Origin of the sequence: Paucibacter sp. Y2R2-4, assembly GCF_025717535.1 — a bacterium.
GTDB lineage: Bacteria > Pseudomonadota > Gammaproteobacteria > Burkholderiales > Burkholderiaceae_C > Paucibacter_A.
The window spans coordinates 348,310-373,941 of record NZ_JAJIRO010000003.1 but is presented as its reverse complement, the minus strand read 5'-3'; the positions used below and the strand labels follow the sequence as shown (position 1 = coordinate 373,941).

Below are 25,632 nucleotides of genomic sequence, written 5' to 3'. Positions count from 1 at the left end.
GCGATCAATGCAGCGTTGGTTCTTGATCGCTGCGGCGTCGATTCCAGCGCACCGCGCCCGGTTCCGCTGGAGACCTGGGCTGCGGCTCACGCGGCAACTCCCCCTGCTTCAGCGGCTGTGTCGTCGCATGCGGCGCGGGTAGCGTGGGTAGCGGCGGATTCGCCGGCTGCTCTTGCATCAAGCTTGCGGGCGACTCGCGCAAGCGCAGATAGGCGCTCAAGAGGCGGTCGCTGTACTGAGTCCAGGCCTGCTGCAGGGCCAACAATTGCGAGTCCAATCGCTCGCTGGCGGCGGCGGTCAAAGGCATCTTGTCGGCCTGAATACGAGCCAGCAGGTCCTGCGCCTGCAGCATCGCTGACTCAATAGGCCGACTGACGGCGCGCCGCATCAAACGCAGCGAGGCGTCGCGGGTGCGCGCCGTGCCGACCAAACCGGTGACCACACGGGCATAAGGCGTGTGCGCGGCGATCTCTTCAGCCCGCTGGCGGGCAAAGGTCAACTCGGCCAGCAGCGCGCTGGTCCAGGGGTCACCCGACAGCTTGAGCAATTCGGCGATCTCGGCCCGCGAGAACAGATTCTCGGCCCCGCGACGCATGAATTCACGACGCTGATTCAGCAGCGCCAGCACAACATCGATGCGGGCATCAAACGGTTCCTGGGGATTCAGCAACGGGTCGAACATCCGGTCTCCTTGCGGTGAAAGCCGCTTCATGCAGCCACACCCAGATACTAGGTAGATACCCGCAGTTGACCCATATCCCAAACGGCCAAGGGTTTGACCGGAAAAGACATTCGTCCTCTTTGGCATGGGGTTCACAAGTCGCCCGCTTGGCTCCGGCTAAGATCGTCGTTACGGGCCTAGAGCTCTTGGAGTCGAACTTGGTGCATGCTTCCCCTCGACAGCGCGACGGATTGGCCAGCGGCCTGCTGCTGCCCTTGCATCAAGCGCTGCGCTTCCACGGCGTGGATGCAGATGGCCTGCTGAGGCAGGCCCGCATCGAGCCCGCCCAACTCTTGGACTCCCGCGCCCGTATCAGTCAGGCCAGTTCGCTGCAGTTTTGGCGTTTGGCCGAGCAGGCTTATGGTCCCGCGGGCGATCTGGCCCTTGCCACGGCACAGCAGTTCAGTCTGCGGGCTTTGGGCGTGCTGGGGATGGCCTGGCTGGCCAGCACCAGCTTGCGCGAAGCGATCCGCCGCCTAGTGCGTTATTACGATCTGGTCAGCTCGGTGGCGCTGCTGGGCACCGAGCAAGAGGGCGATTTGTTGTGGTTGCAGTACCGGGCAGCACCGGCGGTCTTGCCCGTCACACATGATGCGTGGGTGGGGGTGATCACGGCACTCTGCCGCAAAACTCACCCAACGATGCACAACGGTCTGTTTCAACCGGCGGGTATCCGCCTGGCGCATCCACGCGATGCGGGCACTGCGGCGCTGCAGAACTACCTGGCGAGCCCGGTGCAGACCGACGCTCCCTTCACCGGCGTGGCCTTCACGGCCGAACAACTCGATGCCCCCTTGCCAGGCGGACACCCCGCCCTGGCGCTGAACGCCGAGAAAATTCTGGCCGCTACCCGCGCCAATCTGCAAAGCGGCGACACCAGCAGCCAGGTGCGCGCTCATCTGCTGGACATGTTGCCTTCGGGCGAGATTTCGCGCGCCGCTGTGGCGCGCCGCATGCATCTGACCGAGCGCACCCTGCAGCGCCGCCTGGAAGCCGAGCAGTTCGGCTTTGCCGAGTTGCTGCAGCAAACCCGGCTGGAGTTGGCGCAAAACCTCTTGCGCGACCCCGAGCACGATGTGCAAGACGTGGCCTTCATCCTGGGCTTTGCGGAGATTTCCAGCTTCACCCGCGCCTTCCGTCGCTGGACCGGCCAAGCCCCCAGCAGCTGGCGCGAGAGCCAGCAGACCTCGATGCACTGAGCCTGCTGGGTCGCCTTGTTTGCGCCAGGTCAAGAAGCGCTCGCACTCGCAGGTCCACGGCAGCTTTCTGATGCGGCTGTCACACAGCCTGCCTAGACTTCGCTGCGTTTCGCCACGCTGACCCTCGTCATCGCTTTGTCATGCGCGCGGTCAGCCGCAGGCCTTTCTTTCTTTAGTTCGCCCGCTCGTTCACTCATTCCCTCGCCCGCACAAGCGTTTGATCAATCATGGAACTGCTGGATCCCTCGACCCTGCTGCGCCTCTTGGCCCTGTATGCCCATGTGCTGGCCTGTTTCGGGGCTGCCGCGGCCATCGTGCTGGGAGATGTGGCGATCTTTGTGCCGCGCCGGGTTGATGCCGTGCTGCTCAGCAAAGCCAGCCATTGGGTGACGATCGCCCTCTTGCTGCTGTGGCTGAGCGGACTGCTGCTGGTGGGCATCGACACCGGCTTTGAGCCCGCCGTGATCGCGCGCAAGCCCAAGCTTCTGGCCAAACTCACCGTCGTGCTGGTCCTGAGCTTGAACGGCCTGGCCTTGCATCGTTGGGTCTTCCCGCGTTTGGCAGCGGTGCACACACAACCCGAACGCGCCGCCTGCTTGCCCAGTCTGCTGGGGGGCTTGGGAGCGGCCAGCTGGTTGTTTGCAGCCTTTCTCGGCATTGCCAAGCCGCTGGCTCCGGTGCTGGGCTACGCAGGCTTCATGCTGATGTATGCGGGAGCCCTGCTGCTGGCCATGGGCATCGCGCTGACGCTGTTGCGGCCACGCCTGTCCTCTCAGTTGCAAAGAGCGGAAGAGCCTTTGTGCCATGGCCTTTTGCTACGAACCGAGACGGTCTGAATCGCAGCGCAGATTTCTTGAATCGGCGCAGGCCGAGCACTCAAGCGTCAGAGTCCCATGGGGTTTCTCGGCCCCAGTTACAGCGCTTGTCGCAGCTCTCGTACAGTGGCACTGCTTGAACTGTTGGCGCTCCGTGTGTCCGGTTCGAACCCTCGCTAACTCCAGGCTTCAGCAACACCCGGCCTGCGCCAACTTCATCGCTGCCCCATGACCCAAGACACCACACCCAAGCCCTACACCCCACCCAAAATCTGGGTCTGGGACAAAGCCAACGGCGGCCAGTTCGCCAGCATCAACCGCCCCATTGCTGGCCCCACCCACGAGAAAGAGCTGCCGCTGGGCCGGCATCCGCTGCAGCTTTATTCCATGGCCACGCCCAATGGCGTCAAGATCACGGTGATGCTGGAGGAATTGCTGGCGCTGGGCCATGCCGGCGCTGAGTACGACGCCTGGATGATCCGCATCGGCGAGGGCGATCAGTTCGGCAGCGGCTTTGTCAAAGCCAACCCGAACTCCAAGATTCCTGCGCTGGTAGACCACAGCGGCGCCGCACCGCTGCGGGTGTTTGAGTCGGGCGCCATTCTTTTGCATCTGGCCGAGAAGTTCGGCGCCTTGCTGCCCAAGGATCTGGCCGGACGGACCGAATGCCTCTCTTGGCTGTTCTGGCAAATGGCCAGCGCGCCCTATCTGGGCGGCGGCTTTGGTCACTTCTACGTCTATGCGCCCGAGAAGTACGAGTACGCCATCGACCGTTTTGCCATGGAGGCCAAGCGCCAGCTCGATGTGCTGGATCAACGACTGGCGCAGTCGACCTATCTGGCCGGCGAGGACTACAGCATTGCCGACATCGCCGTCTGGCCTTGGTATGGCGCGCTCGCCCTAGGCCAGATTTACGGCAACGCGGCCGAGTTTTTGCAGACGCAAGACTATGTCCATGTGCAGCGCTGGGCCCAGCAGATCGCCGCACGGCCGGCCGTGCAGCGCGGGCGCATGGTCAACCGAAGCTGGGGCGAATTGGCCGAGCAACTGCATGAACGCCACCACGCCAGCGACTTCGACACGCAAACGCAGGACAAACTGCAAGCCGGCGTTTGAAAGGGCGACTGCTAAGGCTCATCAGAAGCCAAGATCGTTTCAATGATCGGCGCCCTACCCAGAAGAGTCGACCGTCTTGTCCTCGGCATTGGCAGCAAAGTGCCCATAGCGGAAGTTCATGCCAAAGGTCAGCGGCCGATAAGGCAGCGGACTCTTTTGTATGGCTGAATTCCAGAAAGGACAGCGGACTTAAGCCGGCCAGTCCATTTCTCGGTCATCAAAACACCCCGGAAACACGGGAACGTTGCTCATTCCGGCAGTCCTGCCTTACGCCACTCGGGGAGGTAGTGTTCGTTGTAATATTTTACATAGGCGGGCGATTCGGAACCGTCGATTTTTTCGATGCCGGGACTTTGACCAATTTCCACCAATTGTTTGTATTGGTTGGTGTATTGCCTCGCTTTATCCATCTGCCCCAGGCTGGAATAAGCCATGGCGAGAAAAGAAATGTTGTAATGGTATGTCGGATCAGCATCAATTGCCTTTTGCCCCCAGATAATTGCTGCAGAGTTATCCCCCAGCATCCAGTAGCAGCGTGTCATATTTGTTAATATGCTCGGATAGGGTGCTTTCGGGTAAAGGGATAGCGCCTTATCCAGGAATTCAATTGCTACCTTGGGTTGTCCGTCATAGAAATACCAAACTGCCAAATCGTTGTAGCTGCGGGGATCTTTTGGTGCGAGCTTGAGTACTATCTCAAAATAACGCCGCATTTCGGCATTGTCTTTATCGATTGAAGAAGCAACAGTTGCCAACGCAGAGTAGATGTCCGGCAATTGATCATCGATAGCCTTGGCCCGTAGGGCAAGTGCCTTAGCCTCCGTAAGGATGGGTTGAGCTCTAGGGCTTTGCCCGTCAAGAAAATTTACTACGTAGATTGTTAAAAGATTCGCCAGCTCGGCTGTCGCGACAGCGTTGTCTGGCTCCTGCTTAATGATGGCGCGCAAAAGCGATTCACGCTGATTAAAGGTGTCTTTAGTCAGCGGCTTTAGTCCTAAGCCGCGTTGGCGCATCTTCAGATCAGCCACCTTAGGACTACTCTTGCGCTTTTCACTTTCCCGCGCCGCCATAATCACCATCTCATTGCCGATGCTATTGCCAATGCGAGCAGTCACCAAATCTTGCAGTTCGAAAAGTTTGGTCGCATCACCCTCAAGTGTTTCGTTCCATAACTGCCTGCCGCTTTGTGTGTCCGCCAATTGAGCGCTGATACGCAACTTGTCACCGCTGGCCACCACGCTGCCTTGCAGCACAAATCGCACGCCCGCGTCCTTGCCAATCTGGGCCACAGTGAGATTTTTGTCCTTGTAAGTGAAGGCCGTGGCGGTGGGCACTACAAATGCATCACGAATGCGGCTCAAGTCAGCGCTGATACTGCTAGTCAGGGCGTCTGCAATATAGCCTTTGCTTGCGTCGCCGGTCTGGTTGGTGAAGGGCAGCACGAGAATGGACAGCGGATTAATCGCATCGGCATTCTGCGTGGGGGTGCTTTGAACCGTTGGCGTGGCAGCGATGGCTTTATAGGTCGTATACCAGCCCACAAAACCACTGAGTACGGCGCCGACACCGGCGATGGCAACGATGGGCCCTTTAAAGCGGGCAAGCCCGCGTGCCAAGGCGGTTAGCACGGACCGCGCACGCTCGCGAACTTGTCCGGCCCCTGACGGCGGTGTCGGTGAAGCCATCCCTGAAGCCCTTGTCTTGTTGTGCTGGGCATTCTAGTGAGGACCGGCTTTTGCGGTGGTGCTCACATCGGATCGTTTGCAAAAATCGGAGCGAAACCCGAGCGTGCAAATTACCCAAACTGAACTGTTGTCCAAGGCATGGCAGCCAAAGGCAGGTTTGGCGCACGCAGATTGAAAGCTACCGAACAAACCGCGGCCGCCGTCCAAAAAGTGAACATCGCTGCTGTCCAGCGAACTTCGGCTATGGGCACTGACCTGTCCATCGAGATTCAAGCCAGCGGGCCTTCGGCAGCTCCGTGCCCGGAGCGGTCGTTCGCTGGCCAGCCAAAATGTCGTCATGGCGTGGATGCGACCTTGAGATTTAAGGCCTGACCTCGCTCCTCTCAAACGGTAGCCGCTAAGGGGCATCGCAGGCATTCTCCGTGCTGCTCACTGCCGGTTCGCTCTGCCGAACGCAACAAAACGCAAGTCTAGGCCAAGCGATCCTGCCTGTTGGCCGACAGCTTCTGAGCTCCGGCCGGGGAGATCAAGGTCTCGAAGCAGCTTTCGCCTTGGCGGCGTCTGCAATCTTCTGCGCCGCGGCCTTGGCGGCAACAGCCTGTGCGCTGTTGGGCGCCGGCATCTTGATCTGGCCGCTCTGGTCGAGGGCTTGCAGGTGCTGCGGCCCGCCCGGTGAGAGTAGACCGAAGGCGAGCAGATAGCTCAGCCTTTCCTCATAGCTCAGGCCCCAGCCGGCGTCCGAGAGCGCGGCGTTGATCAGGGTCGTGCCTTCGCCGGCATTGGCGTCGCGCCGGATCGCACTGCGCAGCTCCGCTTGCAGGGCCGCGTCGGCCTGCTCGAAACGCTGCTCGCCGGCATAGGCAGCGCCCGCGCCAGCGATGCCACCGCGCATGGCCCGCAAGGTCAGCTCTGGCAGCAGGGCCTGGTGTTGTGCCGTGACGGTCTGGCAGCGCCGCGCTTCGGTCTGAGTCTCCACGAGCAGCCGCGTCATAAGCTCGGGCACGGCGCCGTTGTCACGCGCTTGCTGGTAATGCTGCATGATCATGGCGTTCTGGCGGCAGGCCTGCAACCAGGCCACGGCTTGCCATGCGGCCTTGGGGCCCACGCTGTCACGGGCGCGGTCGATGTGTGGACCGTAGCCTTCCGAGCCAATCGGCGAAGCCTCAGATGGGCGGGTTGACTCCCGGGTCGCTGAGGCCGCCACGGCGGTGTTCCCAACAGGCAAGGGCGCAGGCGCTGCAGGCATAGCTTCTGCAGCCTTGGGCGCTGTCGCCACGGCTTGTCCTTCTTTGGATATCGGCACGGTGTCGCTGCTGGCAGGCCACCAGAACCAGGCGCTCAGGGCCAGAGCGCCGATGAGCCCGAGCGCTGCGGTGGTGCGGGTCTGAAAGGGAGTTGAAGACATGTTCGTCCAAACGGAGTTGGTGGAAGGCCTTGAGCTGCGCAGCGTAAGGGCAACGCTCAGGCCAGAATTCTCACTCCACCCGCCCTTCACTTCACATTCAAGTCTTGTTCTTCGCAAGGCGCGCGACGAGCTTCATCAGCGTCGGCACGCGCTTCTTGGCGTGCATCGCCCGCAGGCGAGCCTTGGCCGCGCCGATGTCGATGTGATATCGATTCCCGCGCAGGTGCCCAGCAGCGGCTGCGTTTCGGGGCTAGGGTCAGGCCTTTAACCTCAAGGCCAGACCCTCGCGCTTACTCGCGCTTAGATCGCGTGGCCTGGGGGTGGGGCTTGCGGGCTATCCCCTAAGCACCTTAATCGTGGCCCGAAAGCCGAGCTGAGATTTTCCACTCCCTGCGCCATGGCGCAGCGGCCAGCTTTCTCAGAGGTGCTCAGTTGTTGTCATCGCTCAGCACCTTCAGGCTGGCCTTGTCACCGTACAGCGACTCGTAGTGCAAGGTGATGGACAGTCGCTTGAGCATGGCCGTCAGGGCTTCGGCCGACATGCCGCAGGCCTCATGCCCTGACAAGACCTGCTGGCGTTGGTTGACCCGGTAGAAGTGCACCAGATTGCCTGTACCCGTGCAGACCGAACGCAAGCCCAAGGCCTTGGCGGCATCGCCGATGGTGGCCATGGGCCGACCGTCGACCCGAATGTCTGCATGGCTGACACGAGCTGGCCCCAGGCCGTTGTTTTGCACCAGCACAATCCAATTGCCGTTTTGCTCGGTGTTGATCTCAGTGTCCAGAATGGGCTGAACCATCAGGCGATTGTGCTTCTGGATGGCATAGCCCTGCCACAGGGTCGCGGCTAGTGCGCAGACCGACACGACCATGGTGCGGGTGCGAATGGCCGTCACCGAGGCCCACATGCGTGACTTGCCGGGCGCTGATGTGGAAGCCTTGGAATTGAACATGCTCTTGTCTCTGAATATGGCTCAACGTAGGGGCTCGAGGTCCAGCGGTGCCAAGGCCAGCAAAGCCGCACGGCGAGCGGCTAGTGCCGAATCCAGGGGCATCATCCAAAAGCTGCCGGGGCGGCGCCAACGGTCATGGCAAGACATCCACTGCCCTTGAGCGTTACGCAAGCACCAGGCCATGGGCATCACAAAATTGCCCTCGCGCTCGCCCGAGCGCCAGGCCGAAATGCCCACCATCGTCCAGGTCTCCTCTTGGCCGCCCAAGGTCCAGATCACCGTGTCGCCCTGAAGACTGCTGTGGCGGAGTTGCTCGGTGCCATGGGGCCCTTCGTAGGTGCAGCTCAGCTCGCGATCTTGGCTCTGAGCGACTGGCAACTGCACCACATGCTTGGAGAACTCTCGCTCCTTGGTTTCGCAACGCCAGCGCTCTGTTGGGCCGCCAGCGGGAGTGAACTCAAAATTGAACTTGGCCACGCGCGAGGTCTTGCGCTGGCCCAGCAAGCCGAGGTCCCAGTTGTCGGTGTCGGTCCAGCTGCTGGTACCGCCCGTTTGAGCGGCTTGGTGGCCGCAGGCGCTGCGCCCCGGCTGCCCGTCCGCCTTCTTGCTTTGCATGGCGCACAGCTGCGCTCGCTGCTGCACCTCTTCAGGCACCAGCACCTGCAAGGGCGCTACCGTTTCACAGGCGCTCAACAGCGCCGCTGGCAGAAGCAAGGCAGCCAGGCGTGCCGGGCGGAAAGCCTTGAAAGTGGCGGCTACAAGGGAGGACATTGGCAAGCGACCGAGTTTTGTGATCCGGGGACCGCACGCTAACACGGGTCAAGCCATGCCAACTAAGCACTATGAGCACCGCAATGGGGTGGGCTGTCACCGACCTGCATATTGGAGCCAATCCATGATCGGCGCATGGGCGCCATTCGCTGACCGGCGCGAGGGGCAGGCCATAAATCTCACTTGCTTTCGGGATTAGCAGGCCTCGCTTGGAGTCTGCATGGACGTCGGTGATGTGCCCGTAGCGGAAACTCGCGTCAGATCACCACGAGGAAGTTGAGACCCGAAAGCTGACGTTGCCCGCCTGTGTTGCAGCGCCCGAATGCTGTCGCTCAACGTTGAAGCTAACCGGCCCGCAGCGACAGGACGCGGCTGGCCGAGAATGAAGTGACGGCCAGCCGTGGCATGCCGTTGCGGGTCCAGTTGAGCGACTGGTTATGCTGCATTTTCAGTAATCAAAGTTGCTTCGCCGCGAATTGCGAGGTCGAGCGAATCGTATTTTCGAATGACTTCTCCAGTGCTTTCAATCAGGTCAACTTCGGCGTTCTCTGTGAGAACCAAGTGTGCAAACTTTTCCGTTGGTAAGAGTACCGACCCAACGGGGAACCTGTCTATGTACGGCGTTCGCCTCCGGCGCGCATCTTCAAGCTCGATGTACACATCAACAGGTACATACGCCGCATCGGCGTTTGGCATTGGTTGAAACGCAGAATTTTTGAGGCCATAAACACAAAGTCGACTAAATCGAAGGCCGTTGAACCTTAGATATAGCCTCTGCATTTGCTTCGGGATGCATACATTTCGCTCTCTCTGGTAACTTGCAATTTGCTGCTGCTGCAATCCAGGGAAGACTATGAGGTGGAAAGCAAACGGCGCATCACCAGGCTTTGTGCCAAACAGATGAGCGCCAGACACCTTGTCGATCATTGAATCAGAGTGACCTCTGGATCGGGCAAACGGCAGAAAGCCTGCTGCTCCGGGCGCGCCGCGAATGCTCTTACTAAACTCGGAATAGGCGGCTTTGTCGAGGCTTTCGAGGTAGATCTTCATGCGGCATAACGTTGAAGCTAATCGGCCCGGAGCGGCGAAGTGCCGCAGGGCAAGAATGAAATGATGCCCGAAGGCGCGGCGCCGTGTAGGGTCCAGTTGAGTGACCGGTTAGCCCTCAGCGCGCTGACTACCGATGCATGCACTTGGTCGACTGCGTACCAGCACGAACACTCCTGCGGTTCAGGAAGTTCGTTCCAGGCCACCATAAGTGAACTTCTACAGGAATGGCCCCTCGGGTGCGGGTGAAATTCAAAGAAAAGGAATGAGGCTCATAGGCAAATGAGTCGTTCGCTAAGCGTATTTGACTTGGCAGTCGTGCTTCAAGGAACTCCGCGTCCTCAGTTCCTACCAATACCAAGTGTTTCTCTCCGCGCCATGACTGCGCTTCCAGCCCCTGTCCGGTTTCCGCCCCACCTTCTACCGGAACCACAGGTAACAACGTTGCAATCAATCGAACCTGTGCATCAATTTCTCCGCCAGGCAGGTGAAGCACAACAGCGAAGCAGGCAGCGACAGACATTCCTTGCGGCAGGACTGGTTCAAAAGCGAAGATCTCAAGCGATGCCTCAGGCTGAAAGCCAGCCAGCAAATCCACAGAAACCTGAAGATCGCCGACAGGCGTTTTCAAACGAATACTGGAGAAGGACATGAGGGCTAACGTCGAAGTTGAGCCGCGAGCGGCGGCTGGGCACGAAAGGCCCAGAATGAAATGGGGGCCTGGAGTGACCAGTCGTTGCGAGGCGGCTCGAACGCAAGGTTAGGCATTGCGTTTGACTTCCAGTGAAACCGTTGCATGGCAGTGCGGGCAGTCTACTTGCTTGAAGCGCAATGCCCTCATCGGGAAAAACTGTTCTTTGCCGCTCTTCCAGTTTGGTCCAGTAGAGGACTCGACTGTGAAGCCAATACGCTTGTGGCAGTGTGGGCATCTCAGAGGCAATCGGGCCAAAATTGCGCTCAGCCATAGTGAGAGGCAGAGACCCAGCCCTAGTGCGATCTGCGGCCTAGATTCAGAAAAGACAAGCAGAAACAGCCAAGCGACGAACGCCCAGCTCGCAATAGCACTCAAAAGCGCCGCAAGCTGTGCAAGTCTAGGCCGCAACAATGTCTTCACGAATGCCTAACGTTAACGCTGAGTGGACGGCGTAGACGTCCGCTCCAGCAATGGGTTAGCGCTTGCAGCCACGTTCTGAAAGTCTATGTACTGCATAGATGCGCCGAATATGAAAGTACGCGGGATACGAGTGTGCGTGCCCATATGTCTGCTTGATTCTTCTGCCCACACGACCATCGACTTCCACGTACACCCCTTGCTCCGAAAGCGAGTCAGCCTTTGCGCCCCCTTCAGACAAGAGTTGCTCACGCACAGCCTCGTTGGATAGAAACCAATAGCCTGTTTTGCTGCCGCAAGGATAGAAAGCCTCATTCTCAGGACCAACATACAAGTGGCCACGATAGGGCGCAGCGCTTGCCGAAGCAGCAAGCAGAATCGCCGATAGTACAAGCGGAGTACGCATCTCGCTAACGTTTGAGCTAACCGGCCCGCGACGGCAGGACGCCGCAGGGCAAGAATGAAATGAGGCCCGAAGGCGGCATGCCGTTGCGGGTCCGGTTGCGCGATGGGTTAGGCATCCGCGAGTTCATGAAAGGGCACCATGACAGTCCTTGTACTTCTTCGCGCTGCCGCAAGGGCAGGCTTCGTTGCGCCCAGGCCTGCGTTGATTGGTCGCTAGATAGTTGAGAATGGGCTCAAAGTCCAAAAGTTCTTTTGCCGATATTACTAATCCGAGGTTGTTCGGAATCGCCGTAACGACTATGTCACGAGTGCCAATCGGCACGGCCACAATTTCGCCTGTAGCCATGTGCATGGGGCCGGCATACAAAACACCTAAAAGCTTGACGACTGACGGGCCGATCATGACTCCCTTTGATCTCGACATAGTTCTTCCGATCTGAGCGAGAAAAACTGGCGAACCGCTCGACCCGTTGAAGCAAGCTGCGTCGATTAAAAACTCAGGCTTTCCGTTGTATTCAAGCTCTGGATGGGTGGCGGTGATGCCGCTGCGGAAGAGTGGTTGGTTGTTGGTCTTGTCCCAAAGTCCATTTGGATAGCCGACGAGCACTATGTCCATCAAGGCCGGCAAGTCCGCTAGATCGGCTTGCGTCGCAATCAGGGTTGTAGACAACGGTGCAAAGAAATACTCATGACCAGTGCTGCGGCTCTGCTCAACAAGTGGATTGATTGGCATGACGGCCAGATCGAGGCTTGGGTGAAAGTGCCAATGCGATGCAAAATTTGGCAGTTCAAAGGAGTGATGATTTCCGATGTCAGGGGCGGTTCCTCCACTCTTTCGGAGGGTTAGCCAGAATGCTCCCCTTTGCGCTCCCATAACGACGTGCTTGTTTGTGACCAAGACGGGCACAGATCTGTCACCGGACTCGCACAAGGTCATGAAGAACCCAGTGCCGGTGCTCGTCTTGCCATCTGGAAACACGCACTCAATGCGCGTTGTGCAGTGGGCCATCAAATCGGTGAAGAACATGAAACTTCTTTCGGAGGCCTAACGTCGAAGTTGAGCCGCGAGCTGCGGCCGGGCGCGGAAGGCCCAGAATGAAATGGGGGCTTGGAGAGGCCGGCCGATGCAAGTCGACTCGAACGGATGGTTAGGCGTCATTCGAAGCCCGCTGGGCGAAGAGCATTGAGCTTTGCTCGATCAACAGTAACAAACTCTATTCCCTCTGAGCCTGCCGCGTGCAGGGGTGACAGATCCGTAGACGAGTAGTTCTCGGGAGCATGTATGCCCCGGATTCCGAAGTACTCCATATCTTGCCTGGACAAGGCATACGTTCCGCGTATGTCGTAAGGTGGTAGTTTGGCAAACCAACAAATAAAGCCGTCGATGCCGATCGTGCGGAAGAACTCTGCTTCTCGCTTGGCGGTTAGAAGGTTCACTTGACGAACTTGCGCGTCTGAGCGAAGCGGGTTCAAGTGATCGAGATAGGTGAGGTGCGTCACATTTCCATGCCAGCCAACGATGGCTCCCGGCGCAATTGTCTTTGTCCTTCCAGCTGGGAATATGTAGTTGGCGCAGGACGACATGCACATCACCTGAACTTCTACATTGATCCCCCGCCGGAAGACTATCTCTGCTATCTCGATTGCAGCATCCACATCACCACCACCGGAGGCCATCACAAGCGTGGCTATGTTTTCAGTCGCAACGTAATGGGAAAAGAGCTTGGAGGAGCCCTTTGTGATGGCACCAGCGAAGACCAATCGTTCGCCAAACAACTTCAACTGCGGTTCAGTCGAATGGGGCAGCGATTCCGGTGCATGGTGGCAGGCGGAAAGAAAGAAAAGCAACCACAGCAGCGGGAGTTTGCGCATGAGGCCTAACGTTGAAGCTGAGGGGCCGGAGCAAGCTGGCCGCGCGAAGCTGAAATATACAGGCAGCGTAGCGCGGCCAGCTGGCGGAGGTCCACTCGAGCGACTGGTTAGGGCGCACACGAGAAAACCATACGACCTGCAATTTCATGCTGTGACCGCCCTGGCGTGACTCATGACGCGCCCCGCGAGCGAGAAAAGATCCTTTGCGGCGATTGCATGCTTCTCTGACAGGGAAAATATTTCCATTGAATTTGACTCTCGTCCTGAGCCTGGATCAGGGTAACGCCCAGCCCATGAAACAAAATGGGTAAGAATTTGAAGAATAGCTTTGTCCTTCTCGGATAGTCCCGGAACGAAACTCGCTAAGTCCTCAAGCCGATGATGTTTGTATTTGCGTTCTTCCGAAGAGTAGCCATCAATCCCCTTTTGGACGATTGCCATTCCTTTGAGGCAGATCTCCAAGCTGTAACCAACAAGCATCAGGCCAACCGCGCAAAACTGGCTGTCGCATACTCCGCGAACGTCAATGGGCATAGTTTCAAGCCCCGGCTTCGCCCGCAATACCGCTGCCGCTGCCTCGGACATTGCGTGCGCATGAGTTAGCCAGAGCACAGGTGACTTCAAATCTTCGCTTGTTGGTGCTTTCGAAGGATCTTTGGGAAACCCCGCGAGTGTCTGCACCATTGCCCATTTCTGCCAGGCAAGGGCGCCATAGCCAAATGGATCGGCGGCAAAAGAATCACGATTTGGCTGCAAGTGCTGCGCGAACGGCTTCATTTGGATGAAAGCTCCATATTGCTGCGCCCTAACGTTCGAGCTGAGCGGCCGCAGTCAGCTGGCCGCGCGAAGCTGAAAATGTACAGGCAGCGTAGCGCGGCCAGCTAGCGGAGGTCCACTCGAGTGACCAGTTAGAGCGCATTTTTCCTGTCCGTACCTTGCTTAACGAAGAGCTTCCAAGAAACTACGGCAGCGGCGACAAGCCATACGCAAAAGACAGAAGCTAGCATGCCGCCCTGAATTGCCAGGTCGCAACATGCGTCTATCAGCCACATTGTTGCAAAGAGCCAGGTCAGCGACATAGCGATCGTTCCGCCAATGAAAAGGATGGCTTTGGAGAGCATGACGGACCAGTCTTTGTGAGCCTTAACGTTGAAGCAGAGGGGCCGGAACCAGCTGGCCGCGCGAAGCGACGATCAGCTGCCGAGCGTAGCGCGGCCAGCTGGTGGAGGTCCGCCCGAGCGACCGGTTAGAGCTCACTTTCGAGTCCCTCGCTCATAAGTGTGATCTAGGCAAAAAGCTGACCCAAGCAGGACCGGCGCACTACAACCCAGGCAGATGCATCCCTCAGGTCCGAGGCCGCCCCGAGACTCAAGTAGAAGTCGCTTTTCGAGTTCCGTAGAGTCGAAGCTTTCCCATTTGGCCGGATCCTCGATTCGCACGAGGTATCGCTGCTGAAACTTATCTTCTGCATCGAGCCGCCAGTGCGTTCCGTCCTTTGGCCGACGATACAGTTCATACCAATTCTTGCGGTCGACGAACTCCAACTCGCGCATGACGCTGCTGGCCATAGCGGTGCCTGAATTGAAATAGCTTGAGCAAGGCCAAGTGGCGGGCATGTGAGCTCAAACGTTCGCGCTCAGCGGGCGGCGAAGCCGTCCGCTGCAGCAAAAGGTTGAACCGGATGCGCCTACGCACGAAACGTCAGCTCCTGAATAGAGGCTTGCGACTGAACGAAGGAATCCACCTGCTTGGACGCTGCCGGTTCAAGGCCCTGGTACTCATCGCCAAGGAACTCGACGACTTCGCTTTGATCCCATGGTCCGAGCGAAGTTTTATAGCCGGGGATCGAAGCCTGCAACTCGGACTAGGATAAATCTGACTGCTTCGAAAGAAGCACCGCATCCTCGGTGTAAACAACGTGCAGCTTCATGCGGTTCAACGTTTGAGCTGCGTGGACGAAACTGGCTGGCTGCATGAAGAGACGATCAACTGGTGAGCGCAGCGCAGCCAGCTAGTTAAGGTCCACACGAGCGACCAGTTAGAAGACACTTTACGCGACTAACGTAAGAAAAATTATGCTTGCAATACACGCCACCGCAATCGATGCAACGACGATGGGCAGGCGATATGGTGAGCGATCAACCGCTTCGCATAGCGCATCGACCCCTCGCAACCAACGTATAGGGCGATACGAATTCGACCAATGCTCAAGAAGCGCCAACGCGAATGGCAGCACAACAACGAGTACCCACACCCAGACGGACTGAGGCATCTGGATCTGCAACCCAAGTATGGCGACGGGCGTGCAGACAACAGTGAGCACCGACCAAGCAAGAGCGCAACGAATCGCAGGATGCATGCGTGCCTTCTAACGTTTGAATTGAGCCGCGCCGTAAGGCGTCGGCTCGAATGAGTGGTTTTCCACTTCTAGACGTCAATTTGTAACCAGTTTCCCTTCTGACGACGAGCCTTGAGTGCTCAGTAACATCAGCCTAACAATTGATGCCGGCGAGTTTATTGCTATTTTGGGAGCGTCCGGCTTCTGATAAACCACATTGGCAAAGTTCACTCTCGGCCTCCTTTCGCCTACCGTTGGAAAAATTCAATAGCTCAGCACCGATATTAGGATAATGGGTTTAAATCGCTACAAAGGGCATACCGGGATAGTTCTACAAGAAGACGATCTCATCGCAGGCACGATTTTTGAAAATATTGCGTTCCTGAATTTAGAGTCGGATCAGATTCAAGTGGGAAATGTGCAGTCGTCACGCCGATTCATTGCGAAATCACTTCAATGCTGATTCGATTTCAGACTCTAATTGGCAATATGGAAGCAGGCTGTCTGGATGACAAAAGCTGCGCGTAATGATGGCTAGAGCCCTCTATTGGCAGCCAAGCATACTTGCCTTAGAAATGGCCACTAGGCATTGGATATCGAAAATGAGCTGACTCCAAATAGCACATTTCCAGAATTAAAATTACCAGAATCGTTGTTGCTCACCGCCCTCAGACGATTGCGGCGGCAGACAGAAAATTCCCAATAAATGCAGGACAACTTGAACTCTTGACGGACGACTACACGCCGCATGCCATAACTACCTCAATCAATTGAGAGCCCTCTACAATGAAGATACAACTAGCCTTCTACCTTTGCGTAGCACCGGTCATTGCAATAGCGGATGACGCCGGACGTTGCCCCGACACCCAATCCGACCTTCAGAAGGTCGAGTTTAATCAAAAAGTGACGGCGGGAGCTGTAAATGCTTTTATCGATAAATACACTGAATGTATTCCTGCCTGGATTACCGTCACCTCATCAGGTGGGGATGCCGAGGCCGCAATGCTCTTGGGTGACTGGATTTTCAAGAACCGAATCAACATTAGAGTGCGCTCACTCTGTGTTTCATCTTGCGCAAACTATATATTTCCTGCCGGACGGCAGAAGGAAATTGAACCTCGAGCCCTCATAATTTGGCATGGAAGTGCATTGCAAAAGAATTTTCGAGAATTTATATCTAAATATGAAGCTATACAGGCCACCGATAATTCCAGCCCGTACTTGGCTGAGAATTCATTGAACTACAACTCGCTGTTGCGCATTATCAAAAAACAGAATGAATTTTTTGCGAAAATTGGCGTCGACGAATCAATATTACGACTAGGGCAAGAACCCTTTGATTTCGATACGTCAGGTTGGTCGGCCACCCTGCAGGTAATGAAGAAGTATGGAATTAATAATATTTCAGCACCGACTAACTATGGCGAGCTTTCGTATTTTCATGCGCTATTGGGTTTGAAGTACCTATTCAAGGGAAAATTCATGAGCTTTACCATTGGCAGCACAGGAGAGATTGCACCAATTCCCAAGGAGGAAATTAATTCTCTTCTGGAGAGTAGGCGGTAAGTAATAGGATTGCTTGTGAATTCACCGCAAAATTCATTGACGGAATGGCTGGGAAGAACACCACCGTTCAACCTCAAAACCGGGTCTAAAGATCTGGTTCAGACGAAGAGAAGGTGTGTTGCGCGGCTTCGCCTGCGCTTCGGCACCGGCGCCTTTGAGCCGATCAGCGACTTTTTCTACAGAATAGGTAAATTGCTGCTGTTCATTTTTGGTTGCAGCACAGCGTTAGAGATCATGCCATGCTGAGCTACGTTACTAGGATTGCTTTTGCGCATCACTTGTTCGTTTCGGGACCACTCGATTTACGGGAGGGCACAGAGGGTTGTACAAAACAGCCACCTGTGAACCGGGCGGAAACTGCTTCTTATGGAAGTGGCCAAGGCCAAGCGCCTTGATGGGCCGGACGCCGCCCACCGGCATAAATTCAACTTCAGCGAGGCCGTCACCGTCGTAGCTGAGCACTGTTCCGAGACACAAACGACCATTGCGTTCCAATTGCTTCACGGTTGCGTTGTCCGATCTCGACGCACCGATGGCGAGAAGCGCAAAGAGCCCTACTGCAATCGCGGTGACGACCAGGATGCCCATGATCTAGCGTTCGAGCTAAGCTGACCGCGGAGGCATGCGTTGTTTAGCTGCGGAAGGAAAATAGCACACCTGCCCTGGAGCGGCCAAGCAACGCATGCCGTAGCGGGTCAGCCTGAACGATTGGTTTGGCCGCACTTGGTACAACCGAAAAGCGTTCATTTCAGCTCCCTGAGCGCCGTGGCGCTGGCCCTGCGAATCTCGGCGCATAGCGATCCGCTGTCCTTCGGACACTTGGAAGTGGCGCTAGTTCGGATGAGCCGCAAATCGGCTTCGCTGGTTGTTGCATCAATGTGCCGCAGTACGAATGCCTTGAAGCTTGGGTCTTGACTGGTTGCAACTCTCAGTTCGGCGAGATTGCTCCAGTTCGTGGCGAGGGTGCGTACAACAAGTTCCGAGTAACCCTCTGCGAACATTCCGTCTTCCGGACATGGCGGAACGTGGGCCTTGTAGAAGGCGTGAATCTTGATCCAGTCCCGAAGCGTATTGATCGCAGTTGCAAAGTGCTGATCGCTCAGAGCGCATGTCGATGCGTTTGGCCTGGCAGACGCGGTTCCCGCCAGGACGCTGAGCACCATTAGAAGGGTGGACTTGCGCAGGAGCATGTTCTGTGCGGCCTAGCGTTTGAGTTCAGCGGACCAGCCAGCGAAGCTGGCGCAGGGCCGCTGCAACCAAAAGTTAACCAGAGCCGCGCCGCTCATCAGCGTTCCGCAGGGAATGTTGGCCTCTCGACACCTTGGCGCTTGATATTCTTCTCTAAAGCGTTCCGCTCCAACCGATCCCATCGGAGTGGAAGTTCAGAATTTTCGTTCTCGGGCAGCGATTGCGGCCTTCTCGTATCGGAGGAAGCAGGCAATGAAAGTTTGTTCGCTCTTCCTTCCGAAGGAATCAGGCGTTTCGTCCCGTGCTCGGAGTGCGCGGGCGAGGCATCTTCTTTCGAAGATCCACCTGGCTCCGCCATGGCAAACGATACGGCAAACAATGGCGTAGAAAGAATGCAGCGAGCCAGGAAACAAGCGAAACGACTCATACAAACTCCACTTTCTAGGCTGGTTAACGTCAAAGGTGATCCGCGGACCACGGCGGCACCACGCCCACCTGAGCGGCACGAAGTTGTACGCCGGGGACCGTTAGCTCAACCGCAGGGTTAGCCATCGCGTGGTTGCCGTGAGCTTGCTCTCCGCTTTGCGGAAGCGCCAACCAAGCGACCACGAGTGAAACGGCAGCCACCACAAGTCCGATGGTACTAACTAGAAACGTGGCTAGCACCCAACCATGGCTGCGATTCAAAACCGCCCAACCCCCTTCGGTTAGCCGGTAGTGGTTCTTGGATGCCATCTCCTCAGGGAACTGAGGATTGCTCCCCTGAAACCGAACCGCACCCGTCGGGAGATTCTCATGGAGCACCTCCACCCAGCCACGGATATGGCAAGTCCTAACTCCCAGCTCAAACCATTCCTCGTCGGGGGTGCCTCGCTCAATGACCTGGATATTTCCCGGCTGGAGAACCATGGCAACACGCTGACGGGCCACAGCCTTCAGCGCACGGCGAATCTGGCGTTCTCGAAAGAAGTCGTCGAACATGTGTTTGTGATGGCTAGCCTTGCTCAACTTCCTTCATCCTCCGATACTACTTGTTCGTAGACGACGAATCCGAACTGGGCGTGAATGGCACTTTCAAAGGCGCGCACTAGATAGTCCGCGGCTCCGTTCAAATTCTCCGGGCTCAATGTGCCGGCGCGCTCGAGATTGACCCCGATCCAGCCAGCCTTCTCAACCCATCTCTTGACCGTGCTCCAGTCATGTTCGGAGTCTTTGGCCTGTCTGAGAAGGGCAAGCATTGCGTGTCGGTCTCCAGGACGATATGGCCCAGCGCAATCGGCTGACGCGGTGGCGGTTGCAGCAAATGCATGGACTTCGTACATGGAGGTGCAGGGCTTTGCAGGTGGGCGAGTGGGGTGCGGCTATGCGGCCTAACGTTTGAATTGAGCCACGCCGTTAGGCGTCGGCTCGAATGAATGGTTATGCATCGCGACCTCGTTCCATGATTCGAACTACGACTCCCAGCAGATAAAACACGGGCGAGATAGTCATCGAATAGACCAGCGGGATGCCAGAAGTTCCTCCACCGCTATAGAACAAGACATGAAGCGCGACAAAAAGAACCGGAAAACCAAAGAGGAAAAAGTGCCCAAGCCCCAAGAGGAAGTTGCTAAGGATTGTCAGCCTAGTTGGTGACTCTGCTGGAACAATGGGCTGAGATGAAGGCGACCACCCGCCATTGCCGAAGATCGCACCGCATTTCGCGCACTCAGAGGCGCTGGCGTCAACCGCGTGATTGCAATTCGGACAGTAGCTCATGCTGCATAACGTCAAAGCTCAGCGGGCTGTGAGCCCGTCCGCTGGAGCGAAAGGTTCAAAATCATGGGCGGCCTCCTCGTGCAAGCTGTACAGCGCCAAAAAGTTCACCCAATGTGAGGTGTTCATGCCAAACCTTGGCAAAGCCAATGCGGTAGCGGTCCTCCACCTGCTTTGCGAATGACTCAACCTCCAGCGAGTCGGGAGTCCACCGATTTGGATACAGCGTCCGGTAGATTGCAAGAATCGAATCGTCCGGCGCAAAGTTCAATCGCGATGAAGATCGAAAGGCAAATGCCTTTACGAAGACTTCGAGAAATTCGCGCACTTCCTCCTTCGGTGCGCCGGGAAAGGCCTTCCGCCACGCAGCACCTTGGCACAGGCGCGACCGATATGGCAGCGGGGGCAGCGGACCAAGACGCCATTCGCGATACCAAGAACGCAGACGATGGAGAGCGGCGGTATTCATGCTGTTGAACGTCGAAGTTGAGCCGCGAGCGGCGGCTGGGCACGAAAGGCCAAGAATGAAATGGGGGCCAGGAGTGACCAGCCGTTGCGAGTCGGCTCGAACGCCCGGTTAGCCATCTTCGCGCCTAGCGTTCGCATTGCATTCCCTCGTAGTTCCACTGACCTCCGCTGTCGAGGCAGCGATCAACCTGGACAAACTGATGGACGCTTGGCCATACACCGAGCACTGCTGAAGCTGCAGCAAGGGCAATTGTGATTCGCGAAAGCGCTGGAATCTCTCGAATGACGCGGAAAACGGCAAATCCAGCAAAGGCGACTGCGGCTGCATATGCCAATTGAGCCTGAGATCGCGTTGCCCAGCCTTGCGGAACCGGATTTGGCGGACCACCCGACATCCACGCAGAAAACGCCGCTCCGTTTAGAAGGAGTAAGGCAAATCCGAGAGCCGCAAGAAGCAAAAGCCAAGCGGTGCCTGCGCGGATGACGGAGATTGCTGCGCTCATATTCACCAGATGGCTAGCGTTCGATCTGAGGGGCCGCAGCCAACTGGCCGCGCGGACCTGAAAATATACAGGCAGCGTAGCGCGGCCAGCTGGCGGAGGTCCACTCGAGCGAATGGTTAGACCTCAGACCGGCGGAGAAACAACCAGCGGTCATGACCGCGGCCTCCAAAGCCTGAACTCAATATTGCGCAAGACTCTATTTGCAGCGAAGCCGAATACGCCACCCAGCAAAGCAACGGCTGCGATGGCACGGAAGCCTGCGGAGAGTTCTGGCACTGACTTGGAAGCGTCGTGCAAGAACATGACAGTAAGCATGAGTCCAAATCCAACTACAACGTAGGCAATCGCTCCGGAGCTTAGTCGAGTAGTCAACCGCGCACCGCATGACGTGCATTTGTGTGTCGGCAAATGCAGTGACACGACGACAGGCTCAATTTTAGAAATGCTGTCGCTCCCGCATGCAGGGCAGACAGACATCGACGATGAGCGGCGCGTTCGTAGCAACGGAGTTCCCTGAGGTCTAACGTTGAAGCTGAGCCGCGAGCGACGGCCGGGCGCGGAAGGCCCAGAATGAAATGGCGGCTTGGAGCGACCAGCCGTTGCGAGTCGGCTCGGACGCAGGGTTAGGCCGCATTGGTTGAAGGCTGGTAGACAACTTTGAACCGCTCACAGGCAACAAGCATGCTCTCGCTGAACTGGCGGCCTGCCCGGGCGCACTCGCGAGTGAAGTACTGTCTATGCTCCTCTCGCCAGAACAACAACGAGCCATCCCCTTCGCCTTCAGTGGCCGCAAATTCGGAACACACCTCGCTGAAAGGAACAACCTCGACTGATTCAGTTTCAATGATGCACAGCGGCCTGCCTGCCCAGTTCGTGATGATGCTCAGATCGCCGGGCATAGGAATTCGTTTCCCTTCATCTTCGAAGGAGCTTACCGACCCCGCTGTAGCGCGCTTAGTGCCCCGCAGCACGAGTTCGGCTAGTTCATTCGCCAGAGCCTCACTGTCCCCGAAGACGCACACATCGTAGAAACGGGCTGCGTCCACGCCGCCGATTGAATCGGCGAAGGCACTCCAGAAGTCAGCCAGATGCGCAGGTATATGTGTGGTCATGCTTTTGCGGCCTAACGTCGAAGTTGAGCCACGAACGGCGGCTGGGTACGGAAGGCAAAGAATGAAATGGGGGCTTGAAGTGACCGGCCGTTGCGAGTCGGCTCGAATGACCAGTTAGGCCTGCGCATCGGTCTTCAGAACCAAACGGATGGTTGGAACGAGCAGAATTGCGCCGAACACGAATCCCCAAATAGAGTCGGAATCTCGGACGGACTTTGTGTCCCCGATCACCACGGCGACGGAAAGCATGCCACCCACAAAAATGACAAAGAGCACAACACGGAGTATGGCGAGCCTAACTTTTTGCGCAGCGTCGAATTTGAGTTCCCGAAGTACGACCAAATTGGCCAGGAAGCAAGAAGTAGCAGCAACGCCGAGCCCAGTGCAAACGGCGAAGTCAATAGCAAACGAGCTTCCGAGAGTCATCGAGCATCTTTCGTGAAAGTGGGGGATACAGGCCTAACGTTCGCGGTGAGCGGACCAGCCAGCGTAGCTGGCGCAGGTCCGCTTGACCAAAGGGTTAAACAGCATTTTCCACACCGAAAATAGCGTGATGCCAGACCGAATTCGGCGCTTTGAACCAACCAGAGTTGGCCTCTGTCGCGAACTGCGCGAGTTCGTTTAGATTACCGTCATACCGTGTGTGCAACGCGATCAATTCGCGCAAGCCCCGCTGCGACAGACGTTTGGAACGAAGCTGAATATGCAGTTCGCGACCCGATCCGACCACGGCGATGACGCCAGGGACGGACTTCAGCCAGGCGAAGAATGCCGCCTCGTCGCCTTGCGACAAGTACCGCATCGGTGCGCGCCATATGAGCGTTGCCATGCTGTTTAACGTCGAAGTTGAGCCGCTAACGGCGGATGGGCTCGGAAGGCCCAGAATGAAATGGGGGCCTGAAGTGACCAGCAGCTGCAACTCGGCTCGAACGAGTAGTTTGAGTGCACTTCTACCACCTTCTTAGTCGCTGGAGTCATAGATGTCGAGGTCCAACGCTATGCCTCGTTGCCCTAATGAACGAAGCGCTCTGGAAGACAGCGGCAGGCCGTCATTGCTTCCCGCCATAAAAATTCCGCAGAAAAGATTTGGCTTGTAGCGCGACAAGGACTCCCAAACGCGCAGGTCGTCAGTGACCTGGCCAAGTAGTTCAAAAACTTGAGATTCGAGATCCTCTGGCTCGCGCCTCTCTGCATTCAGCCGCCAACTACCTGTCTGAGCGATGCGGACCACGCCGGTTGACCGTCCAACAATCTCCTGCCCCTTCACGATCGCCTCTGATGGCGCAACTCCAAGGAGCGTGGTGAGCGTCTCAGGAACTAAGTCGTCTCCAAAGAAGCGGAGTGTCGCTGACGAGTGGTGAAGTACGCCCATGCTGCGCTTTAACGTGAAAGTGAGCTGACGCCTAAGGCGGTCCGCTCCAAGGGCAGGTTCTGGAACACTGCTGAAGTAGATGGCCATCTCAGGATGTTCATGTGGCTAGGCATGTAGATTGATGAGGCCAATCGCGCCAGCCAAGAGCGCAAGCCCCAAGGCGACAACCGCAAGTCCTGCAAAGACAGCCTCCTTCCCGCGAAGCCAGCCATATGTTTCGCGATCGTCTTCGCTGACGATTGGAATCTTCCTCGCCACGACGAATCTGCAACCGATGTAGATCGAGAGGAATCCACACAAGGTCAAGAAGGCGTTCTCAATGATCATCTGATTCATATCGTTCGCGCTCATCGGCCGACGTAGCCGTCTGCTGCAGCAAAAGGTTGAACCGCTTGCGCATAGACCAACAGTCCATCGCGATAGACCTTTGCTTCGTGATACGGGAAGACATGATGGCCGCAATGCTCCGTGAATACTGCGATTGCGTGCTTCGCTTCGCAGGCGATGTGAAACGCCCACTCGAACTGCACGACAGAGCCATCCATCAGCTCAATTCGTAGTTGACCACCCGGAAAGTCGAACCACGGCCGAACCTGTTGCAGAACATCGTCTACGGACCGTCCGAAGTGCGCCGCGAGATCGGACACCCACTCGGTTTCGAGCTGCCGCGCTAAAGACGGAACTGGGTACATGCGGTTCAACGTTGAAGCTGAGAGGCCGCAGCCAACTGGCCGCGCGGAGCTAAAAATATACAGACAGCGTAGCGCGGCCAGGTGGCGGAGGTCCGCTCGAGAAACCGGTTAGAGCATAAATTCATCAATCGGTTTCCACCAAGAAAATACTTGCAACGGACTCAATTGAAAGGTGAAGAAATTTCCACCACCATTCGAAGGTTGATCCCAGCGCCTAGAAATGGATTGCCCCGACAAGTGGCAATACAGCAGCGTCCCCACCGCGCCATGCGAAACGATTGCAATACTGCCGGATGTCCCATCGGCGTTAGCCAATCTCCCCACGGCCTCAACGATGCGCTGCTGGGCGGCGAGTGCTGTTTCCCATCCGCGAGCCGATTCATCCGGAGCGGCGAAGAACTGGTTGGCAACCTTTTCGAACTCGTCGGGAGGAAGGAACCCTGTCGAAGAACGATCGTTCTCTCCAAGGTCTCGGTCCTGTTGAATTTCCAAAGAAAGATGGCGAGCAAGGATCTCTGCACTGTCAATCGACTTCTGTTCAGTGCTGCAGTAGATCGCAGATATACCTTGTATCCAAGGCTGGACCAGTGACGCAGCCATCCTGCTTCGACCAAGGCTTGAGAGCGGCCATTGAGGCACCGGAATCTCTCTGCTGATCACAACGTTCGGATGACTTATGAATATGACTCTTCGCATGTGGTCTTGCGCTCCAACGGTGAAGCTGAGCCGACTGGCTAGGCTGCCAGCGCTTCAACATTCGGGCGCCCATCCAAGCATGCAGCTTGCGACTCCAGCAAAGAAGACCATACCAAGACCAACACCCAACAAGAACAGGCCAAATATGATCGCAGCGGCACCGCACAAGTGGGTACTGGGCGGTAGGCCTTCCCAACCAACGGGTACCTCTCGCGTGACCAGCGCATGCATGCCGCCGATGATGCAGCCCACACCAAGCACTCGAACCAACGCGTGGATGCCGAGTATGAGGTGCGCACCAATCGCGCACACGAAGAACGCCGGTCCTGCGATTGTGCCTAGTCGATCCATGGGTAGCAGCCTACCGTCGAAGTTGAGCCGCGAGCGACGTCTGGACGGAAGGCCCGTAATGAAATGGCGGACTGGAATGACCAGCCGTTGCGAGTCAGCTCGAGCCACAGACTAGACCAAATATTTTGTACGCTCAGGGTAGATCTAGCCATGCTTTGGACCGGCTTCCAGAGCGCTGAATCGATTGAGCGCGACCAGCATGAAAACAATGCCGACAACAACAGCAGCTACGCCCAATGCCCAGTGAAATGCAAAAAAGATCCCCGACGGAAACAAGAGGCTGAAACAGAACCATTTGCGCAGGCCGGTCTGATGAAAGAACTGTGCACAAGCCTTACAGCGCAGAGGGCGAACGACTGATGAATTCGACTGGGCCCAGGCGGAGTATCCATGGGATGTTCCACAGTTTGGGCATGGTCTAGATTTGAGAATCACGGCGCCAACCTATTTGTGGGGTGTAACGTGTTGTAGGGCGACAGCCCGTGCTCCCT

General features: G+C 57.0%; 31 protein-coding genes. 7 read left to right on the top strand and 24 right to left on the bottom strand.

What is annotated here, in order from left to right:
• Nucleotides 1–4: 4 nt before the first annotated feature.
• Nucleotides 5–682, bottom strand: coding sequence for a hypothetical protein (locus tag LNV06_RS12935; protein WP_263538705.1), 678 nt, complete (start codon nt 680–682; stop codon nt 5–7).
• A 146-nt stretch (nt 683–828) separates the two neighbouring features.
• Here LNV06_RS12935 and LNV06_RS12930 point away from each other — a divergent pair, with 146 nt between their 5' ends.
• The 3 genes from LNV06_RS12930 to yghU all read left to right on the top strand — a co-directional run bounded on the left by LNV06_RS12930 (nt 829) and on the right by yghU (nt 3,851).
• On the top strand, nt 829–1,920 hold the full coding sequence (locus LNV06_RS12930; RefSeq protein ID WP_263538704.1) for an AraC family transcriptional regulator: 1,092 nt from the start codon (nt 829–831) through the stop codon (nt 1,918–1,920).
• Nucleotides 1,921–2,147: 227 nt separating this feature from the next.
• Complete coding sequence (locus tag LNV06_RS12925) at nt 2,148–2,756, top strand: hypothetical protein (protein ID WP_263538703.1); 609 nt, start codon at nt 2,148–2,150, stop codon at nt 2,754–2,756.
• Between the two features lie 207 nt (nt 2,757–2,963).
• Complete coding sequence (gene yghU, locus LNV06_RS12920) at nt 2,964–3,851, top strand: glutathione-dependent disulfide-bond oxidoreductase (protein WP_263538702.1); 888 nt, start codon at nt 2,964–2,966, stop codon at nt 3,849–3,851.
• A 248-nt stretch (nt 3,852–4,099) separates the two neighbouring features.
• Here the strand turns inward: yghU and LNV06_RS12915 are convergent, their stop codons facing one another.
• Entirely contained in the window at nt 4,100–5,536 is a 1,437-nt protein-coding gene (locus tag LNV06_RS12915; RefSeq protein ID WP_263538701.1) for a tetratricopeptide repeat protein, read from the bottom strand.
• Between the two features lie 526 nt (nt 5,537–6,062).
• Nucleotides 6,063–6,941 (bottom strand): hypothetical protein, encoded by an 879-nt coding sequence (locus tag LNV06_RS12910; protein WP_263538700.1) that lies wholly within the window; start codon nt 6,939–6,941, stop codon nt 6,063–6,065.
• Here LNV06_RS12910 and LNV06_RS12905 point away from each other — a divergent pair.
• Nucleotides 6,940–7,209 carry a hypothetical protein gene (locus LNV06_RS12905; RefSeq protein WP_263538699.1) on the top strand — a complete coding sequence of 90 codons (270 nt, stop codon included), beginning with the start codon at nt 6,940–6,942 and terminating at the stop codon, nt 7,207–7,209. The genes LNV06_RS12910 and LNV06_RS12905 overlap by 2 nt on opposite strands.
• A gap of 160 nt (nt 7,210–7,369) precedes the next feature.
• Here the strand turns inward: LNV06_RS12905 and LNV06_RS12900 are convergent, their stop codons facing one another.
• The 8 genes from LNV06_RS12900 to LNV06_RS12865 all read right to left on the bottom strand — a co-directional run bounded on the left by LNV06_RS12900 (nt 7,370) and on the right by LNV06_RS12865 (nt 14,221).
• A complete protein-coding gene (locus LNV06_RS12900; RefSeq protein WP_263538698.1) occupies nt 7,370–7,894 on the bottom strand; it encodes a hypothetical protein in 525 nt (174 codons plus the stop codon).
• A 21-nt stretch (nt 7,895–7,915) separates the two neighbouring features.
• Entirely contained in the window at nt 7,916–8,665 is a 750-nt protein-coding gene (locus LNV06_RS12895; protein ID WP_263538697.1) for a hypothetical protein, read from the bottom strand.
• Nucleotides 8,666–9,100: 435 nt separating this feature from the next.
• Nucleotides 9,101–9,715, bottom strand: a complete 615-nt coding sequence (locus LNV06_RS12890) for a hypothetical protein (protein ID WP_263538696.1) — start codon at nt 9,713–9,715, stop codon at nt 9,101–9,103.
• 127 nt (nt 9,716–9,842) lie between these two features.
• Nucleotides 9,843–10,364 (bottom strand): hypothetical protein, encoded by a 522-nt coding sequence (locus tag LNV06_RS12885; protein WP_263538695.1) that lies wholly within the window; start codon nt 10,362–10,364, stop codon nt 9,843–9,845.
• A 988-nt stretch (nt 10,365–11,352) separates the two neighbouring features.
• Nucleotides 11,353–12,255: an SEC-C metal-binding domain-containing protein gene (locus LNV06_RS12880; RefSeq protein WP_263538694.1), complete on the bottom strand. Its 903-nt coding sequence runs from the start codon at nt 12,253–12,255 to the stop codon at nt 11,353–11,355.
• A gap of 128 nt (nt 12,256–12,383) precedes the next feature.
• Nucleotides 12,384–13,100, bottom strand: coding sequence for a hypothetical protein (locus tag LNV06_RS12875; RefSeq protein WP_263538693.1), 717 nt, complete (start codon nt 13,098–13,100; stop codon nt 12,384–12,386).
• Nucleotides 13,101–13,244: 144 nt separating this feature from the next.
• Nucleotides 13,245–13,877, bottom strand: a complete 633-nt coding sequence (locus LNV06_RS12870; RefSeq protein ID WP_263538692.1) for a hypothetical protein — start codon at nt 13,875–13,877, stop codon at nt 13,245–13,247.
• A 131-nt stretch (nt 13,878–14,008) separates the two neighbouring features.
• Complete coding sequence (locus LNV06_RS12865) at nt 14,009–14,221, bottom strand: hypothetical protein (RefSeq protein ID WP_263538691.1); 213 nt, start codon at nt 14,219–14,221, stop codon at nt 14,009–14,011.
• A gap of 2,003 nt (nt 14,222–16,224) precedes the next feature.
• Between LNV06_RS12865 and LNV06_RS12860 the strand changes: the two genes are divergently transcribed.
• On the top strand, nt 16,225–17,004 hold the full coding sequence (locus tag LNV06_RS12860) for a hypothetical protein (RefSeq protein WP_263538690.1): 780 nt from the start codon (nt 16,225–16,227) through the stop codon (nt 17,002–17,004).
• A 15-nt stretch (nt 17,005–17,019) separates the two neighbouring features.
• The gene (locus tag LNV06_RS12855; protein ID WP_263538689.1) at nt 17,020–17,250 is read left to right on the top strand and encodes a hypothetical protein; all 231 of its coding nucleotides are present in this window, start codon (nt 17,020–17,022) and stop codon (nt 17,248–17,250) included.
• Nucleotides 17,251–17,259: 9 nt separating this feature from the next.
• Here LNV06_RS12855 and LNV06_RS12850 read toward each other — a convergent pair whose 3' ends face one another.
• The 13 genes from LNV06_RS12850 to LNV06_RS12790 form a co-directional block, all read right to left on the bottom strand.
• Complete coding sequence (locus tag LNV06_RS12850; RefSeq protein ID WP_263538688.1) at nt 17,260–17,592, bottom strand: hypothetical protein; 333 nt, start codon at nt 17,590–17,592, stop codon at nt 17,260–17,262.
• A 155-nt stretch (nt 17,593–17,747) separates the two neighbouring features.
• Nucleotides 17,748–18,194 carry a hypothetical protein gene (locus tag LNV06_RS12845; protein ID WP_263538687.1) on the bottom strand — a complete coding sequence of 149 codons (447 nt, stop codon included), beginning with the start codon at nt 18,192–18,194 and terminating at the stop codon, nt 17,748–17,750.
• A 95-nt stretch (nt 18,195–18,289) separates the two neighbouring features.
• Nucleotides 18,290–18,619, bottom strand: coding sequence for a hypothetical protein (locus LNV06_RS12840; protein WP_263538686.1), 330 nt, complete (start codon nt 18,617–18,619; stop codon nt 18,290–18,292).
• 29 nt (nt 18,620–18,648) lie between these two features.
• Nucleotides 18,649–19,173, bottom strand: coding sequence for a hypothetical protein (locus LNV06_RS12835; protein ID WP_263538685.1), 525 nt, complete (start codon nt 19,171–19,173; stop codon nt 18,649–18,651).
• A 23-nt stretch (nt 19,174–19,196) separates the two neighbouring features.
• On the bottom strand, nt 19,197–19,430 hold the full coding sequence (locus LNV06_RS12830; protein WP_263538684.1) for a hypothetical protein: 234 nt from the start codon (nt 19,428–19,430) through the stop codon (nt 19,197–19,199).
• 581 nt (nt 19,431–20,011) lie between these two features.
• Complete coding sequence (locus LNV06_RS12825; protein WP_263538683.1) at nt 20,012–20,416, bottom strand: hypothetical protein; 405 nt, start codon at nt 20,414–20,416, stop codon at nt 20,012–20,014.
• 1,125 nt (nt 20,417–21,541) lie between these two features.
• Nucleotides 21,542–22,030, bottom strand: a complete 489-nt coding sequence (locus LNV06_RS12820) for an ASCH domain-containing protein (RefSeq protein WP_263538682.1) — start codon at nt 22,028–22,030, stop codon at nt 21,542–21,544.
• Nucleotides 22,031–22,144: 114 nt separating this feature from the next.
• A complete protein-coding gene (locus LNV06_RS12815) occupies nt 22,145–22,456 on the bottom strand; it encodes a hypothetical protein (RefSeq protein ID WP_263538681.1) in 312 nt (103 codons plus the stop codon).
• 94 nt (nt 22,457–22,550) lie between these two features.
• The gene (locus LNV06_RS12810) at nt 22,551–22,859 is read right to left on the bottom strand and encodes a hypothetical protein (RefSeq protein ID WP_263538680.1); all 309 of its coding nucleotides are present in this window, start codon (nt 22,857–22,859) and stop codon (nt 22,551–22,553) included.
• A gap of 132 nt (nt 22,860–22,991) precedes the next feature.
• On the bottom strand, nt 22,992–23,489 hold the full coding sequence (locus tag LNV06_RS12805; RefSeq protein ID WP_263538679.1) for a DUF4279 domain-containing protein: 498 nt from the start codon (nt 23,487–23,489) through the stop codon (nt 22,992–22,994).
• A gap of 18 nt (nt 23,490–23,507) precedes the next feature.
• Nucleotides 23,508–23,738, bottom strand: coding sequence for a hypothetical protein (locus LNV06_RS12800; RefSeq protein ID WP_263538678.1), 231 nt, complete (start codon nt 23,736–23,738; stop codon nt 23,508–23,510).
• An 11-nt stretch (nt 23,739–23,749) separates the two neighbouring features.
• Nucleotides 23,750–24,094: a hypothetical protein gene (locus LNV06_RS12795; protein ID WP_263538677.1), complete on the bottom strand. Its 345-nt coding sequence runs from the start codon at nt 24,092–24,094 to the stop codon at nt 23,750–23,752.
• 108 nt (nt 24,095–24,202) lie between these two features.
• A complete protein-coding gene (locus tag LNV06_RS12790; protein ID WP_263538676.1) occupies nt 24,203–24,790 on the bottom strand; it encodes a histidine phosphatase family protein in 588 nt (195 codons plus the stop codon).
• A gap of 501 nt (nt 24,791–25,291) precedes the next feature.
• Between LNV06_RS12790 and LNV06_RS12785 the strand changes: the two genes are divergently transcribed.
• Complete coding sequence (locus tag LNV06_RS12785; RefSeq protein ID WP_263538675.1) at nt 25,292–25,501, top strand: hypothetical protein; 210 nt, start codon at nt 25,292–25,294, stop codon at nt 25,499–25,501.
• The last annotated feature ends 131 nt before the right edge of the window (nt 25,502–25,632 follow it).